This is a genomic window from Rhizobium sp. BR 315 (assembly GCF_050577975.1).
In the GTDB taxonomy this organism is placed as follows: Bacteria; Pseudomonadota; Alphaproteobacteria; order Rhizobiales; family Rhizobiaceae; genus Rhizobium; species Rhizobium miluonense.
Window position 1 is genome coordinate 1 of sequence record NZ_JARWKZ010000048.1, and the last position, 14,284, is coordinate 14,284.

Annotated in this window: 12 protein-coding genes and 1 pseudogene; 11 read left to right on the forward strand and 2 right to left on the reverse strand. The window is 59.8% G+C overall.

Features of this window, described 5'->3' with window-relative positions; all coding sequences use genetic code 11:
• Positions 1 to 169 (reverse strand): annotated as a pseudogene (locus QD409_RS28640) (IS630 family transposase); the annotation flags it as partial.
• Between the two features lie 481 nt (positions 170 to 650).
• Between QD409_RS28640 and galE the strand changes: the two are divergent.
• Positions 651 to 1,634, forward strand: a complete 984-nt coding sequence (galE, locus tag QD409_RS28645) for a UDP-glucose 4-epimerase GalE (protein WP_430764283.1) — start codon at positions 651 to 653, stop codon at positions 1,632 to 1,634.
• Positions 1,612 to 3,180, forward strand: a complete 1,569-nt coding sequence (locus tag QD409_RS28650; protein ID WP_430764284.1) for an alkaline phosphatase family protein — start codon at positions 1,612 to 1,614, stop codon at positions 3,178 to 3,180. Before galE ends, QD409_RS28650 begins: the two co-directional genes overlap by 23 nt.
• A gap of 6 nt (positions 3,181 to 3,186) precedes the next feature.
• Here the strand turns inward: QD409_RS28650 and QD409_RS28655 are convergent, their stop codons facing one another.
• A complete protein-coding gene (locus QD409_RS28655) occupies positions 3,187 to 3,693 on the reverse strand; it encodes a DUF1993 domain-containing protein (protein ID WP_430764285.1) in 507 nt (168 codons plus the stop codon).
• 372 nt (positions 3,694 to 4,065) lie between these two features.
• Between QD409_RS28655 and QD409_RS28660 the strand changes: the two genes are divergently transcribed.
• The 9 genes from QD409_RS28660 (at position 4,066) to QD409_RS28700 (ending at position 14,284) form a co-directional block, all read left to right on the forward strand.
• Positions 4,066 to 4,995, forward strand: coding sequence for a sugar ABC transporter substrate-binding protein (locus QD409_RS28660; RefSeq protein ID WP_430764286.1), 930 nt, complete (start codon positions 4,066 to 4,068; stop codon positions 4,993 to 4,995).
• Positions 4,996 to 5,067: 72 nt separating this feature from the next.
• A complete protein-coding gene (locus QD409_RS28665; RefSeq protein ID WP_430764287.1) occupies positions 5,068 to 6,609 on the forward strand; it encodes a sugar ABC transporter ATP-binding protein in 1,542 nt (513 codons plus the stop codon).
• 32 nt (positions 6,610 to 6,641) lie between these two features.
• Positions 6,642 to 7,667, forward strand: coding sequence for an ABC transporter permease (locus QD409_RS28670; protein ID WP_004127101.1), 1,026 nt, complete (start codon positions 6,642 to 6,644; stop codon positions 7,665 to 7,667).
• A gap of 284 nt (positions 7,668 to 7,951) precedes the next feature.
• The gene (locus QD409_RS28675) at positions 7,952 to 9,022 is read left to right on the forward strand and encodes a dipeptidase (protein ID WP_092851741.1); all 1,071 of its coding nucleotides are present in this window, start codon (positions 7,952 to 7,954) and stop codon (positions 9,020 to 9,022) included.
• Positions 9,023 to 9,058: 36 nt separating this feature from the next.
• Complete coding sequence (locus QD409_RS28680; protein ID WP_430764288.1) at positions 9,059 to 10,696, forward strand: ABC transporter substrate-binding protein; 1,638 nt, start codon at positions 9,059 to 9,061, stop codon at positions 10,694 to 10,696.
• A gap of 21 nt (positions 10,697 to 10,717) precedes the next feature.
• Positions 10,718 to 11,785, forward strand: a complete 1,068-nt coding sequence (locus tag QD409_RS28685) for an ABC transporter permease (RefSeq protein WP_430764289.1) — start codon at positions 10,718 to 10,720, stop codon at positions 11,783 to 11,785.
• On the forward strand, positions 11,782 to 12,708 hold the full coding sequence (locus tag QD409_RS28690; RefSeq protein ID WP_430764290.1) for an ABC transporter permease: 927 nt from the start codon (positions 11,782 to 11,784) through the stop codon (positions 12,706 to 12,708). The genes QD409_RS28685 and QD409_RS28690 overlap by 4 nt, the downstream gene beginning before the upstream one ends.
• Entirely contained in the window at positions 12,705 to 13,538 is an 834-nt protein-coding gene (locus tag QD409_RS28695) for an ABC transporter ATP-binding protein (RefSeq protein WP_430764291.1), read from the forward strand. Before QD409_RS28690 ends, QD409_RS28695 begins: the two co-directional genes overlap by 4 nt.
• A complete protein-coding gene (locus QD409_RS28700) occupies positions 13,535 to 14,284 on the forward strand; it encodes an ABC transporter ATP-binding protein (protein WP_430764292.1) in 750 nt (249 codons plus the stop codon). The genes QD409_RS28695 and QD409_RS28700 overlap by 4 nt, the downstream gene beginning before the upstream one ends.

A 14,284-nucleotide genomic window follows, 5' to 3' on the forward strand; every position in this document is an offset into this window, starting at 1 on the left:
AGCGTAGCGTGATATTGCCCAGGCGGGCGGCGTCTGAACGAGAGCCGCCATCATAGATGACGGCAAGCGCTAAAAGTCGCCGGGCTTGAGCGGCATCCTTACTCTGGCGCGCCAGACGGCGCAGACGCTCGCCATCAAAATCTTCTCGCAATGAAATCGCTGAACCCATCGCAGCAAACCTCCCGTTTGCCACAGAGATTCAGATTCATCCCCTCTTGGGAAGCCCGTGAGTCAGATTTATCGAGACGCCGTATGAGTAGCAACGGAACAGAAAACCTACGTAAGGCTTGGGCGATCCAATACCGAGAACCACCAAAGGGAGGATTAGGGTTAGGTCCAATGCGGAGGATCGCGCGGCGGTTAAGGTACCATCAAAGCAGAAGCACTTGGCTGGTTTCGCTTTAACAGACGAAGCACTTCCACAGCGTCGCCGTTTGCGCTTCTCTTAATAACTCAGTCCATGGCGTTCCTCACCCAAGTCAATCCGAGTGGAAGACTGTTCAAGATTGAGAGAGCTTACACCCCGGTGCCGCTTCACACCCTAAGTCATTTTCCAACCTTGCAACTCGTCTAGAGATCTCTAACTCTACACCTCGGATCAAGCACGATCCGACATGCTTTGGGCAGTACATCGTTGAGAAGGGATGACTATGGCAGGGGAAATGGTTCTTGTGGTGGGCGGAGCCGGCTATATCGGTTCGCACACATGTCTGGATCTGGCGAACAAGGGCTTTCAGCCCGTCGTCTATGACAATTTCTCCAATGGGCATCGTGAATTCGTCAAATGGGGTCCGGCCGAGGAAGGCGATATCCGCGATCGGGCGCGTCTCGACGAGGTGCTGGCCAAATACAAGCCCGCCGCCATCCTGCATTTCGCCGCATTGATCGAAGTGGGTGAATCGGTCAAGGATCCCGTCTCCTTCTATGAGAACAACGTCATCGGCACGCTGACCTTGCTTTCGGCAGCCCAGGCGGCCGGCGTGAAGGCCTTCGTCTTTTCCTCGACTTGTGCAACCTATGGTCTGCCGCAGAGCGTGCCGCTCGACGAAAGCCATCGACAGGTGCCGATCAACCCATACGGTCGCACGAAATACATCGTCGAGCAGGCGCTCGCCGATTATGACCAATACAAAGGGCTGCGCTCGGTCGTGCTGCGGTATTTCAACGCTGCCGGCGCCGATTTCGAGGGCCGTATCGGCGAGTGGCATAAGCCGGAAACCCATGCCATCCCGCTCGCCATCGATGCAGCCCTCGGTCGTCGCGAGGGCTTCAAGGTCTTCGGCAGCGATTATGATACCCGCGATGGGACCTGCGTGCGCGATTACATCCATGTGCTCGATCTTGCCGATGCCCATGTCCGCGCCGTGGAATATCTGCTGCGCGGCGGAGACTCCGTCGCCCTCAATCTCGGTACGGGTACCGGTACGACGGTGAAGGAATTGCTGGGAACGATCGAGGCGGTTTCGAACCGGCCGTTCCCGGTCGAATATGTCGGCCGCCGCGAGGGCGATTCGACGACGCTCGTCGCCAACAACGACAAGGCCCGCGATATCCTCGGCTGGTCGCCACAATATGATCTGACCGAGATCATCCAATCCGCGTGGAACTGGCATGCCAAATCCAACCAGCACTGAGCATTCCTCCTTTGCTGGCGTTGGAGGCAAGCGCCCAAATGTGCTGTTGATTTCGGCTGACCAATGGCGGGGGGATTGCCTCTCCGCCGTCGGTCATGAATGCGTGAAGACGCCGAATGTCGATGCGCTGGCGCGGGAAGGCGTCCTGTTCCGCCGGCATTATGCGGGTGCGGCACCCTGTTCGCCGGCGCGGGCGACGCTCTATACCGGCCTCTATCAGATGAACCATCGCGTTTGCCGCAACGGATCGCCGCTGGATGCGCGTTTCGACAATATCGCGCTTGCGGCACGTCGGGCGGGCTATGATCCGACGCTGTTCGGCTATACGGACACCGCGCCTGATCCGCGCGGCCGCGATCCGCACGATCCGCATCTGACGACCTATGAAGGCGTCCTGCCGGGCTTTACCGCACGGCAGCTGCTGCCCGAACATGAAAAGCAGTGGTTATCCTGGCTGCGGTCGCGCGGCCATGCCGATGCCGTCAGTCGCGATATCCATATTCCGGTCGGCGCGGCGCCCGGCGAGATTTCCAACAATGCGCCGGCCTACTCTAAGGACGAGACGCAGACGGCCTTTCTGGCCGGCGAATTCATTCGCTGGCTCGGCGAGCAGGACGCACCCTGGTTTGCACATGTTTCGTTTCTGAGGCCCCATCCGCCATTCTCGGTGCCAGAGCCGTACAATCGCATGTTCTCCGCGGCCGATGGCCCTGCCTTCGCCCGCCCCGTTGATCGAGAGACTGAAACGGCGACGCATCCATTGCTTGCCTTCGCGTTGCCGCAGATCGGCAAGAGCGGCTTCATGTATGGTGGCCAGGGCTCCATTAACGAATGGACGTCGCAGGATTTTTCAGCGATCCGCGCCGTCTACTACGGCATGATTGCCGAAGTCGACGCGCAGCTCGGGCGGATCTGGCAGGCGTTGAAGGATGCCTGTGCCTGGGACGACACGGTCATCGTCTTCACCTCGGATCATGCGGAAATGATGGGCGATCACTGGATGCTCGGCAAGGGCGGTTTCCATGACGGCAGCTATCATGTTCCGCTTGTCATTCGCGATCCGTGCCAGCCCGCCACGAATGGCCGACAGGTGGAGCATTTTACTAGCGCTGCGGATATTTTTCCGAGCCTGTGCGACCGACTTGGGATCGCTCCAGCAAACCATGTCGATGGTGAAAGCCTTCTGCCGTTCCTGTCCGATTCCGAACCGGCGCACTGGCGCGAGGCGGCATTCTGGGAGTTCGATTTCCGCGATATCGCCAACGAAAGTCCCGAGCGGCATTTCGGCCTGAAATCCAATGCCTGCAACCTCGCCGTCATCCGCGACGAACGGTTCAAATATGTCCATTTCGCCGGTCTTCCGCCACTACTGTTCGATCTGGCGAAAGATCCGATGGAGCTTTCAAACGTCGCGAATGATGGCACTTATACGTCGACCCGGCTCGCCTATGCGGAAAAACTGCTTTCTTTGCGGGCGGAGCATCTGGACCAGACGCTTGCCTATACGGAGCTGACGGAAGAAGGGCCGGTTTCGCGCCGGCCCTGATCCGTTTTAGGCAAACGATCCGAGATAGGTCATCTTGCCGACGGGCAAGCCGCGGCTGCGCAGAATGCCGTGTGCGGTGGCGACATGGAAGAAGAAGTTCGGCAGGGCGAACTTCGTCAGATAATCCTCACCCTTGAAGACCATCTTGTTGCCTCCCGGCGAGATCGTCACCTCCCGCGTTTCGCTGCCTTCCATCACAGCCGGCGTGACCGTTGCCAGGAAATCCTGTGTTTTCTTCAGGCGTTCGCGCAGGTCGGCGACTGTCGTCTCATTGTCTTCGAAGCGTGGGGCATCGACGCCGGCCAGCCTGGCGATGGCGAGTTTCGCGGCGTCGGAAGCGCGCTGAAATTGGCCGGAAAGCGGCAGCATATCGTCGAAGAGGCGTGCTGCGACGAGCTCTTTGGGCTCGATGCCTTTTTCAGAGGCATAGGCTTCGATCTGATCGAGGTAGACCGAAAGGTTTTGCAGGCCGCGTTGAAAGACGGGGACCGAGAAACTGTACATCGAGGGCATGTTTGTTCTCCGTTACGGGCCACCGTCGGCGGCCGGGATCAGTCGCATTCTACCCCGTTCCTATGGCGATGGAATAACCGTTTCATTGGGCAGGGTGCCGGTATGTAGGTTCGGCGGCCGATACTTGCACTAGCGCCCGCCAGAAATCCGTCTTTTTCGCCTTCGGCAATGCGGCCCGAATTTAGTATTGACCTTTGCTATAAAAAATGGAATGAATATTCCGTACTTGGAATTTTACGGTTTGTTTGTTCCGTTTTTTCAATGTGGTCGTCATGGGAGTGCCGACCGAATTGATGACAGGCCCCACGGTCGAGACCGGGGGCTCCGGCATTTAGGAGGGGTGTGGCCGGGCACCGTATCTGGGAGGAAAACATGAAGAAATTCATTCTTGGTTCGGCGATGGCACTTCTGTTGTCGACCACGGCTCATGCCCAAACCGTCGGCGTGTCGATGGCGCTGTTCGACGACAACTTCCTGACCGTTCTGCGCAACGGTATGCAGGACTATGCGAAGGGCATGAATGGCTTGACGCTGCAGGTCGAAGACGCTCAGAACGACATTGCCAAGCAGCAGAGCCAGATCCAGAACTTTATCGCCAGTAAGGTCGATGCCATCATCGTCAACCCGGTCGATACCGATGCAACGGCTGCCATGTCCAAGCTGGCTGCTGACGCCAAGATCCCGCTGATCTACGTCAACCGCGAGCCGGCAAACGTCGACAGCCTTCCGGACAAGCAGGCTTTCGTCGCATCCAACGAGCAGGAATCCGGCACTCTGGAAGCCAAGGAAGTATGCCGAATCCTCGGCGGCAAGGGCAAGGCCGTTGTCATGATGGGCGAATTGTCCAACCAGGCCGCCCGCATGCGTACGAAGGACGTTCATGACGTTCTGGCCACTGACGGGTGCAAGGGTATCAAGATCGTTCAGGAGCAGACTGCAAACTGGCAGCGTACCCAGGGCGCCGACCTGATGACCAACTGGCTCTCCAGCGGTCTCGAATTCGATGCGGTCATCTCCAACAACGACGAAATGGCGATCGGCGCCATCCAGGCGTTGAAGGCTGCCGGCAAGCCAATGGACAAGATTGTCGTTGCGGGCGTCGATGCAACGCAGGACGCGCTTGCCGCCATGCAGGCAGGCGACCTGAAGGTCACCGTGTTCCAGGATGCTGCCGGTCAGGGCAAGGGCGCGGTCGATGCCGCGCTGAAGCTCGCCAAGGGCGATAAGATCGACAAAAAGGTCTATATTCCCTTCCAGCTCGTGACGCCGACAAACGTCAAGGACTTCGTGAAGAAGAACTGATCGCTTGATGATCGACGGATGCGGGCATTTGAGCCCGCATCCTCATAAATCCGATCTGCCCGGGAGGGAAAAATGGTTGTGAGCCCATCCACCATGGCGGCGGTGCGCGCCAGCGGCGTTGTTCCGAATGCCGCCTATCTGCTGAGCGCGGAAAGCATCCGCAAGGAATTTCCCGGCGTGCTGGCCCTCGACGACGTTTCCTTTCACCTGAAGCGCGGAACGGTGCATGCGCTGATGGGCGAAAATGGCGCGGGCAAGTCTACGCTGATGAAGATCCTTGCCGGCATCTATATTCCCGACCAGGGCGAGGTGCGCCTTAAGGGCGTCGAGATCCGGCTGAAGTCGCCGCTCGATGCGCTGGAAAACGGCATCGCGATGATCCATCAGGAACTCAACCTGATGCCCTATATGACGGTCGCAGAGAATATCTGGATCCGGCGTGAGCCGAAGAACCGTTTGGGCTTCGTCGATCATACGGAGATGAGGCGCAAGACCGAGGAACTCTTCCACCGCCTGAATATTTCCATCGATCCTGAAATCCAGGTGCGCGAGCTTTCAGTTGCCAACAGGCAGATGGTCGAAATCGCCAAGGCGGTTTCCTACAATTCCGACGTGCTGATCATGGATGAACCGACCTCGGCCCTGACCGAGCGCGAGGTGGCCCATCTCTTCCAGATCATCCGCGATCTGCGCGCCCAGGGCATCGGCATCGTCTACATCACCCACAAGATGAACGAGCTGTTCGAAATCGCCGACGAATTCTCGGTGTTCCGCGACGGCAAATATATAGGCACTCATGCCTCCACCGATGTCACGCGCGACGATATAATCCGCATGATGGTCGGCCGTGAGATCACGCAGATGTTCCCGAAGGAAGAGGTGCCGATCGGCGATACCGTCCTTTCGGTCAAGGATCTCAGCCTCGACGGCGTGTTTTCGAATGTTTCCTTCGATGTCAGGGCCGGCGAAATTCTCGGCGTTGCCGGGCTGGTCGGCTCCGGTCGGTCGAATGTCGCCGAGACCATTTTCGGCGTGACGCCCGCATCGTCAGGCACGATCCAGCTCTTCGGCAAGATGGCCGAGATTTCCTCGCCGGCCGACGCGATCCGCCACCGTATGGCGTTCCTGACAGAAGACCGCAAGGATACTGGCTGTCTTCTCATCCTCAGCGTGCTTGAGAACATGCAGGTTGCGGTCCTGCACGACAAGTTCGTGCGCGGCGGCTTCGTGCAGGAGGGGCCGATCGAGCAGGCCTGCGAGGAGATGGCGAAGAAGCTGCGCGTCAAGACGCCTAATCTCGATGAGCGCATCGAAAACCTTTCCGGCGGCAATCAGCAGAAGGCGCTGATCGGGCGGTGGATGCTCACCAACCCGCGCATTCTGATACTGGATGAGCCGACGCGCGGTATCGACGTCGGCGCAAAGGCGGAAATCCATCGCCTCGTCACCGAAATGGCGCGCAACGGCGTCGCCGTCATCATGATCTCGTCGGAAATGCCCGAGGTGCTCGGAATGAGCGACCGCATCATGGTGATGCACGAAGGACGGGTGACCGGTTTCCTGGATCGCGCGGACGCAACTCAAGTGAAGGTGATGGAACTGGCCGCGCAGTGACGCCGCCAATCATCGCAAGGGAGGATTGAACCATGGTTAGCAAAGTTGCAGAGGCGGCCGCACCGGCACTGACTCGTCCTAGACGGCGCCGCGTTCCCCCGGAACTCGGCATCTTCCTCGTGCTGATCGGCATCGCGCTCCTCTGTGAAATCCTCGGCTGGATCTTCGTCGGCCAGAGCTTCCTGATGAACCTGCAGCGTCTGAAGATCATGATCCTGCAGGTCTCCGTCATCGGCATCATCTCCGTCGGCGTGACACAGGTCATCATTACAGGCGGCATCGACCTATCGTCGGGTTCCGTCGTCGGCCTGACGGCCATGGTGGCGGCCAGCTTCGCTCAGTCTTCCACCTGGGCACGGGCCGTCTATCCGGCGCTGACCGACATGCCCTTCTTCGTTCCGATCGGCATCGGTTTGCTGATCGGCCTCGTTGCGGGCTATATCAACGGCCAGCTCATTACCCGCACGAAAATTCCACCCTTCATCGCCACGCTCGGCATGATGGTCTCGGCGCGCGGCCTGTCGAAGCTCTACACCAAGGGCCAGCCGATCTCGGGCTTGACCGATCAGTTCAATTTCATCGGCTCCGGCATCTGGCCCGTCGTCGTCTTTCTGATCATCGCGGTCGTTTTCCATATCGTGCTGCGCTACACGCGCTACGGCAAGTTCACCTACGCGATCGGTGCCAATGTGCAGGCGGCGCGCGTCTCGGGCATCAATGTCGAGGGACATCTGGTCAAGGTCTATGCAATTGCCGGGCTTCTGGCAGGCCTTGCCGGCATCATTACGGCAGCCCGCGTCCAGACGGCGCAGGCCGGCATGGGCGTGACATATGAATTGGACGCTATCGCAGCGGCTGTCATCGGCGGCACCTCGCTCACCGGCGGCGTCGGGCGCATCGCCGGCACGGTGATCGGCACGATCATCCTCGGCGTGATGATCTCCGGCTTCACCTTCCTGAACGTCGACGCCTATTACCAGGAAATCGCCAAGGGCGTCATCATCATCGCTGCCGTCGCCATCGACGTCTACCGCCAGAAGAAGCGCGCCAAACGCTGAAATGCCCGACACATCGTCAGCGATCTAGAGCATTTCCGCTTTTTCCTCGAATCGCGAAAATGCTCTATTTCCTTGTTTCTTTACGCATTCCGGACGGAAAACCGCTGCGCACTTTTCCTGGACATGCTCTCAAGGCGGGGTTTTTACCCCGCCTTTTCTGTTTGAATGGGCCATTCCATGCAAATGCAAATTTTTTTCATTTGGGTATGGCGAATCCTGTCAGCTTTTCTATTCTGCCACTTTCCATTCGCTCCCCCCATCGGGGTGCCTATCCAGGGTAGACGATGCAATCCGTATTCGATGGTCATAACGACGTCCTGCTGAGACTGTGGCATCATGCGCGCGATGGCGCCGATCCGATCGCCGAGTTCAGGGACGGGATATCTAGCGGCCATATCGATGCGCCGCGGGCCCGCGCCGGCGGGCTGGTCGGTGGTCTCTGTGCCATCTACATCCCCTCCGGCGATCTCGTCTTCGCCGATCCGGACGGCAATGGTCATTACGCAACGCCGCTTTCCGCTCCCCTGGAGCGGGCGCCGTCGCTTGACATCGCGCTGGAAATGGCAGCGATTGCCTTGCGGCTTGATCGTGCCGGTGCCTGGAAGCTCTGCCGCTCCACCGCGGAAATCCGCGATTGCATGGAAAAGGGCGTCTTCGCAGCCGTGATGCATATGGAAGGCTGCGAAGCCATCGATGCCGATCTCGCAGCGCTCGAAACCTTCTATGCCGCCGGGCTGCGCTCGCTCGGCCCCGTCTGGAGCCGGAACAATGTCTTTGCCCATGGCGTGCCTTTCGCCTATCCGAGTTCTCCGGACACCGGACCGGGCCTGACGGAGGTCGGCTTCGCGCTCGTGCGTGCGTGCAATCGGCTCGGCATCCTTGTCGATCTCGCCCACATCACCGAGAAGGGCTTCTGGGATGTGGCCAAGACTACGGACCAGCCGCTGGTTGCCAGCCATTCCAATGCCCATGCCCTGACGCCGGTTGCGCGTAACCTCACCGACAGGCAGCTCGACGCCATCAAGGAGAGCCACGGCATCGTCGGCCTCAACTATGCGACGGCCATGCTGCGCGAGGATGCGCGCTCGGATGCCGATACGCCGCTCGAAGCAATGGTGCGGCATGTGGACCATTTAGTGGGACGCGTCGGCATCGACTGCGTCGGCCTTGGATCAGACTTCGACGGCGCGACGATTCCCGCCGAAATCGGCGATGCTGCGGGTAACCAAAACCTGATTGCCGCCCTTCGGAAGGTTGGCTATGGTGAGGCCGATCTTGTAAAGCTGTGCAAGGAGAACTGGCTTCGCGTCCTCGCGTCCGCTTGGAAGGAAGGCAGCCGATCAAGTGCGTCCTGATATTGCGTAAAGTTTATTAAGAGGGGAATGAAAACAATGATTACCAAGATGAACAGCGCTTTCCGCGCGCTTTCCGCCGGCGTGGCTCTCTCGCTTCTGCTGATGGCGGCGCCGAACGCATACGCTGCGACGCCCAAGGATACGCTGGTCGAAGGCTTCGCCTTCGACGATATTCTGAGCATGGACCCGGCCGAAGCATACGAGCTGTCCGCTGCCGAAATCACTGGCAACACCTACAGCCTGCTCGTGCGCCTCGACATCAACGATACCTCCAAGATCAAGGGCGACCTTGCCGAGAGCTGGTCCGTCTCCGATGATCACCTGACCTATACGTTCAAGCTGAAGCCCGGCCTGAAATTCGCGTCCGGCAATCCGATCACCGCCGACGACGTTGCATGGTCCTTCGAGCGTGTCGTCAAGCTCGACAAGAGCCCGGCCTTCATTCTCACCCAGTTCGGCATCAACGGCGGCAACGTGACGGAAAAGGCCAAGGCGACCGATCCGAACACCTTCGTCTTTACCGTCGACAAGCCCTACGCGCCGAGCTTCGTGCTGAACTGCCTGACGGCAACCGTCGCCGAAGTGGTCGACAAGAAGCTGGTCATGCAGCATGTGAAGCCGGTAACGCCGTCTGCCGACTACAAGTATGACAACGATTTCGGCAATGGCTGGATGAAGACCGGTTTTGCCGGTTCAGGCCCGTTCAAGCTGCGCGAGTGGCGCGCCAACGAAGCCGTCGTGCTGGAGCGTAACGACAACTACTACGGCGAAAAGACGAAGCTCAACCGCGTCATCTATCGCTTCATGAAGGAAAGCTCCGCACAGCGCCTGGCGCTTGAAAACGGCGATATCGATATCGCCCGCAATCTCTCGCCGACCGATCTCACGGCTATCGAGAAGAACCCGAAGCTCGCTTCGACCAGCGCGCCCAAGGGCACGATCTACTACATGAGCCTCAACCAGAAGAATGCGAACCTTGCCAAGCCGGAAGTGCAGCAGGCGTTCAAGTCCCTGGTCGATTACGACGCCATCGGCAAGACGCTGATCAAGGGTATCGGCGAGATCCACCAGACCTTCGAGCCGAAGGGTATGCTCGGTTCGCTGGACGAGAACCCGTTCAAGCTCGACGTCGCCAAGGCCAAGGAATTGCTGGCCAAGGCAGGTCTGCCGAACGGCTTCTCGATCACGATGGACGTGCGCAGCATCGAGCCGGACACGAGCATCGCCACGGCGATCCAGCAGACGCTCGGCCAGGCCGGCATCAAGGTGGAGATCATCCCCGGCGACGGCAAGCAGAAGCTGACCAAGTATCGCGCCCGCAATCACGACATCTATTTCGGCAACTGGGGCCCGGACTATTGGGATCCCCATTCCAACGCCGATACCTTCACGACCAACGACGACAACTCCGATACCAGCACGAACAAGACGCTCGTCTGGCGTAACACCTGGACGGCGCCGGAGCTGGAGAAGCTGGCCAAGGCTGCCCTCTTCGAAGGCGATGCGGCCAAGCGCGGCGCCATGTATCAGGACATCGAGAAGAAGTTCATGGAAGCGAGCCCCTTCGTTATCCTGTATCAGCAGACGGAAGTCGCCGGCTATCGCAAGGACGTGAAGGATTTCAAGCTCGGCCCGAGCTTCGACAACAACTTCGTCTGGCCGATCTCGAAGTGATGATCCGGCAGGATTAGTCTTTTGAGCACTGTCGAACGTAAAAAGCAGGTGCGGCCCAAGAAGGGCCGTGCCGCTCCGTTTTTCATGGGGCTGCTGCGATTCCTCGTCGTGGCAATCACCACTTATCTTGGCCTTCTCGCAGTTACCTTCTTCATCGGGCGCGTCATTCCGATTGATCCGGCGCTGGCGATCGCCGGCGACCACGCGCCACAGCAAGTGCTGGAACGCCTGCGGCGCGAGATGCATCTCGACCAACCGCTCTATCTGCAGTTCTATTACTATCTATTGAGCGCCTTGAGCGGCGATTTCGGCACGTCGGTGCTGACCACCAATGCCGTCATGGACGACATCAAGCGCGTCTTCCCGGCGACGATGGAGCTTGCGACCGTCGGCACGATCATCGGCGCCGTATTCGGCGTTCCCTTCGGCGTTCTCGCTGCAGTGCGCCGCAACAGCTTCATCGACCAGATCGTCCGCGTCATCGGCCTTGTCGGCTATTCCGTGCCGGTCTTCTGGCTGGCCATGGTTTCGCTCGTCATCTTCTATGCGAAGCTGAACTGGGTGGCCTATCCCGGCCGCATCGACATCGCGTTCGAATATACCTTCACGCCAATCACGGGCTTCTTCCTGCTCGATAGCGGCATGCAGGGCCAGTGGGACGTCTTCTGGGACGTCTTCCGCCATATCATCCTGCCGGCGTCGCTGCTTGGCTATTTCTCGCTCGCCTATATCAGCCGCATGACGCGCAGCTTCATGTTGAACGAGCTGGGCCAGGAATATGTCGTGGCCGCCCGAGCCAAGGGCCTTTCCGAGACGCGGGTGATCTGGGGACATGCCCTGCGCAGCGCCATGGTACCGTTGATCACGGTGATCGCGCTTTCCTATGCTGGATTGCTCGAGGGCTCGGTGCTGACGGAGATCGTCTTCTCCTGGCCGGGCATCGGCTTCTACATCACCAGCTCGCTGCGCAATGCCGATATGAACGCCGTCCTCGGCGGCACCATCGTCGTCGGCACGGTTTTCATCGGCATCAACTTGATTTCCGATCTCCTGTATCGGACTCTCGATCCAAGGACTCGACGTAAATGACGGCTGAGACCATCCAACCCAGCTTGCGGGACTGGCTGCTGTCCGACCGGCCGCAGTCGCGCAGACAGGCAAGACTCGGGCGTGCTTATGTCACATGGCGGCAGTTTTCCGCCAATCGCCTCGCCGTTGTCGGCCTGCTGATCATCATCGCGCTCGTGCTCATCGCGGCGCTTGCCGATGTCATCGCACCTCACTCGCCCGTCATCGGCGATCTGACCAATGCCTATCTGAAGCCGCCCGGCACGCCGGGCTACCTTCTCGGCACAGACGACCTCGGGCGCGATATTCTTTCGCGCCTCATCTACGGTTCGCGTTGGACGCTCTACATCGTCGTTCTGGTTGCGATCATATCGGCGCCGGTTGGCCTGATCATCGGCATGATCTCCGGCTATCTCGGCGGCTGGACCGATACCATACTGATGCGGATCACAGATATCTTCCTTGCCTTCCCGAAGCTGGTGCTGGCGCTTGCCTTCGCCGGCGCACTCGGGGCAGGCATTGAAAACGCCATCATCGCGATCGCCATCACCTCCTGGCCGCCCTATGCGCGCTTGGCGCGTGCGGAAACGATGACTGTGCGGCACTCGGATTATATCGCCGCCGTACAGCTTATGGGTGCCACGCCTCTGCGCATCATCTTCCGCCACATCATGCCGCTGTGCATTTCCTCGGTGATCGTGCGCGTCACGCTCGATATGGCGGGCGTAATCCTGACCGCGGCTGGTCTCGGTTTCCTCGGTCTTGGCGCGCAGCCGCCTTTGCCCGAATGGGGGGTCATGATCGCCAGCGGCTTCAAATACTATCTCGATCAATGGTGGGTGGCGGCTATGCCCGGCATCGCGATCCTGATCGTCAGCCTCGGCTTCAACCTGCTTGGCGACGGCCTGCGCGACGCGCTCGATCCGAAGGAGAGCGGCCAATGACAACGCTGCTGACAGTCGAAAACCTCAGGGTCCGCTATCCGACGCGCACAGGTGTCATCGAAGCGGTGCGGGGCGTATCCTTCACACTCGGCCGCGAAAGGCTCGGGATCGTCGGCGAAAGTGGCTCCGGCAAGTCGCAGACGGGCCGAGCCATCATGGGGCTGACCCCGCCGCACGCGCTCGTCAGCGCCGACAAGCTGAATTTCAGCGGCATGGACCTTCTGTCGATTTCCGCCAGGGAGCGGCGGTCGCTGCGTGGCAAGCGCATCGCCATGGTGCTGCAGGATCCGAAATATTCGCTCGATCCTGTGATGACCATCGGCAAGCAGATCACCGAGACGCTGCGCACGCATGAGAAGGTGAGCAAGGCGGAGGCGCGTGACCGTGCGCTGGCTATGCTCGAAGCCGTGCAGATCCGTGATCCCGGCCGTGTTTATGACCTGCATCCGCACGAGGTTTCGGGCGGTATGGGACAGCGCGTCATGATCGCGATGATGCTGATCGCCGGGCCGGAACTGCTGATCGCCGACGAGCCGACCTCGGCGCTGGACGTGACTGTGCAGCTCGATGTTCTCAAAATCATGGACAAGCTGGTGTCGGAGCGCGGCATGGGACTGATTTTCGTGTCGCACGACCTGCGGCTGGTTTCCTCCTTCTGCGATCGAGTGCTCGTCATGTATGCAGGCAAGGTCGTGGAGGAAATCAAGGCTTCCGAGCTCAACAATGCCCAGCACCCCTACACTCGTGGTCTGCTGAGCTGCATGCCCGTGATCGGAGAGAATCGTCATCCGTTGCCGGTTCTCGACCGTAAGCCGGAGTGGGCGGCATGATGGCGGCGCTTGCGGTTGATGGCCTCAGCGTCGTCTATGACGGTTACTATGCCCTCGATGCCGTCAGTGTCGATGTGAACAAGGGCGAATCCTTCGGTCTGGTCGGTGAATCCGGCTCCGGCAAGTCGACGCTGCTGCGTGCCGTCGCGGGCCTTGCGCCCGTTACCGATGGCACCATCCGCGTCGGCGACGAGCAGCTGAAGGGCGCAAGGCGCAGCAAGGTCTTTTATAGCCAGGTGCAGATGGTATTCCAGGATCCTTACGGTTCCTTGCATCCGCGCCAGACGATCGACCGTCTGCTGCTGGAGCCGCTGGCGATCCACGGGATCGGCGACAGCGAAACACGGATTGCCAGGGCGCTCGACGAAGTGGGCTTGGGGACCGGCTTTCGCTTCCGCTATCCGCATCAGCTCTCCGGCGGCCAGCGTCAGCGCGTCGCCATTGCGCGGGCGCTGATTGTCGAGCCCTCCATCCTGCTACTCGACGAGCCTACCTCGGCACTGGATGCCTCGGTGCAGGCCGAAGTGCTCAATCTGCTCGAACAGGTGCGCAGGGATCGTCAGCTGACATTCGTGATGGTGAGCCACGATCTCGGCGTCGTCACCCATATGTGCGAACGCCTGGCGGTCATGCGCAACGGCGCGGTCGTCGAGAGACTGACGGCGAAAGAGCTGGCGGCGGGCGACGTCAAGGAAGACTACACGCGCAATCTCATGGTTGCCAGCAAAGGCTTCGTCCGCGCCTGA

Coding starts and splice junctions, on each gene's coding strand:
- galE (WP_430764283.1), top strand. CDS start 651: ATGGCAGGGGAAATGGTTCTTGTGGTGGGCGGAGCCGGCTATATCGGT.
- QD409_RS28650 (WP_430764284.1), top strand. CDS start 1,612: ATGCCAAATCCAACCAGCACTGAGCATTCCTCCTTTGCTGGCGTTGGA.
- QD409_RS28655 (WP_430764285.1), bottom strand. CDS start 3,693: ATGCCCTCGATGTACAGTTTCTCGGTCCCCGTCTTTCAACGCGGCCTG.
- QD409_RS28660 (WP_430764286.1), top strand. CDS start 4,066: ATGAAGAAATTCATTCTTGGTTCGGCGATGGCACTTCTGTTGTCGACC.
- QD409_RS28665 (WP_430764287.1), top strand. CDS start 5,068: ATGGTTGTGAGCCCATCCACCATGGCGGCGGTGCGCGCCAGCGGCGTT.
- QD409_RS28670 (WP_004127101.1), top strand. CDS start 6,642: ATGGTTAGCAAAGTTGCAGAGGCGGCCGCACCGGCACTGACTCGTCCT.
- QD409_RS28675 (WP_092851741.1), top strand. CDS start 7,952: ATGCAATCCGTATTCGATGGTCATAACGACGTCCTGCTGAGACTGTGG.
- QD409_RS28680 (WP_430764288.1), top strand. CDS start 9,059: ATGATTACCAAGATGAACAGCGCTTTCCGCGCGCTTTCCGCCGGCGTG.
- QD409_RS28690 (WP_430764290.1), top strand. CDS start 11,782: ATGACGGCTGAGACCATCCAACCCAGCTTGCGGGACTGGCTGCTGTCC.
- QD409_RS28695 (WP_430764291.1), top strand. CDS start 12,705: ATGACAACGCTGCTGACAGTCGAAAACCTCAGGGTCCGCTATCCGACG.
- QD409_RS28700 (WP_430764292.1), top strand. CDS start 13,535: ATGATGGCGGCGCTTGCGGTTGATGGCCTCAGCGTCGTCTATGACGGT.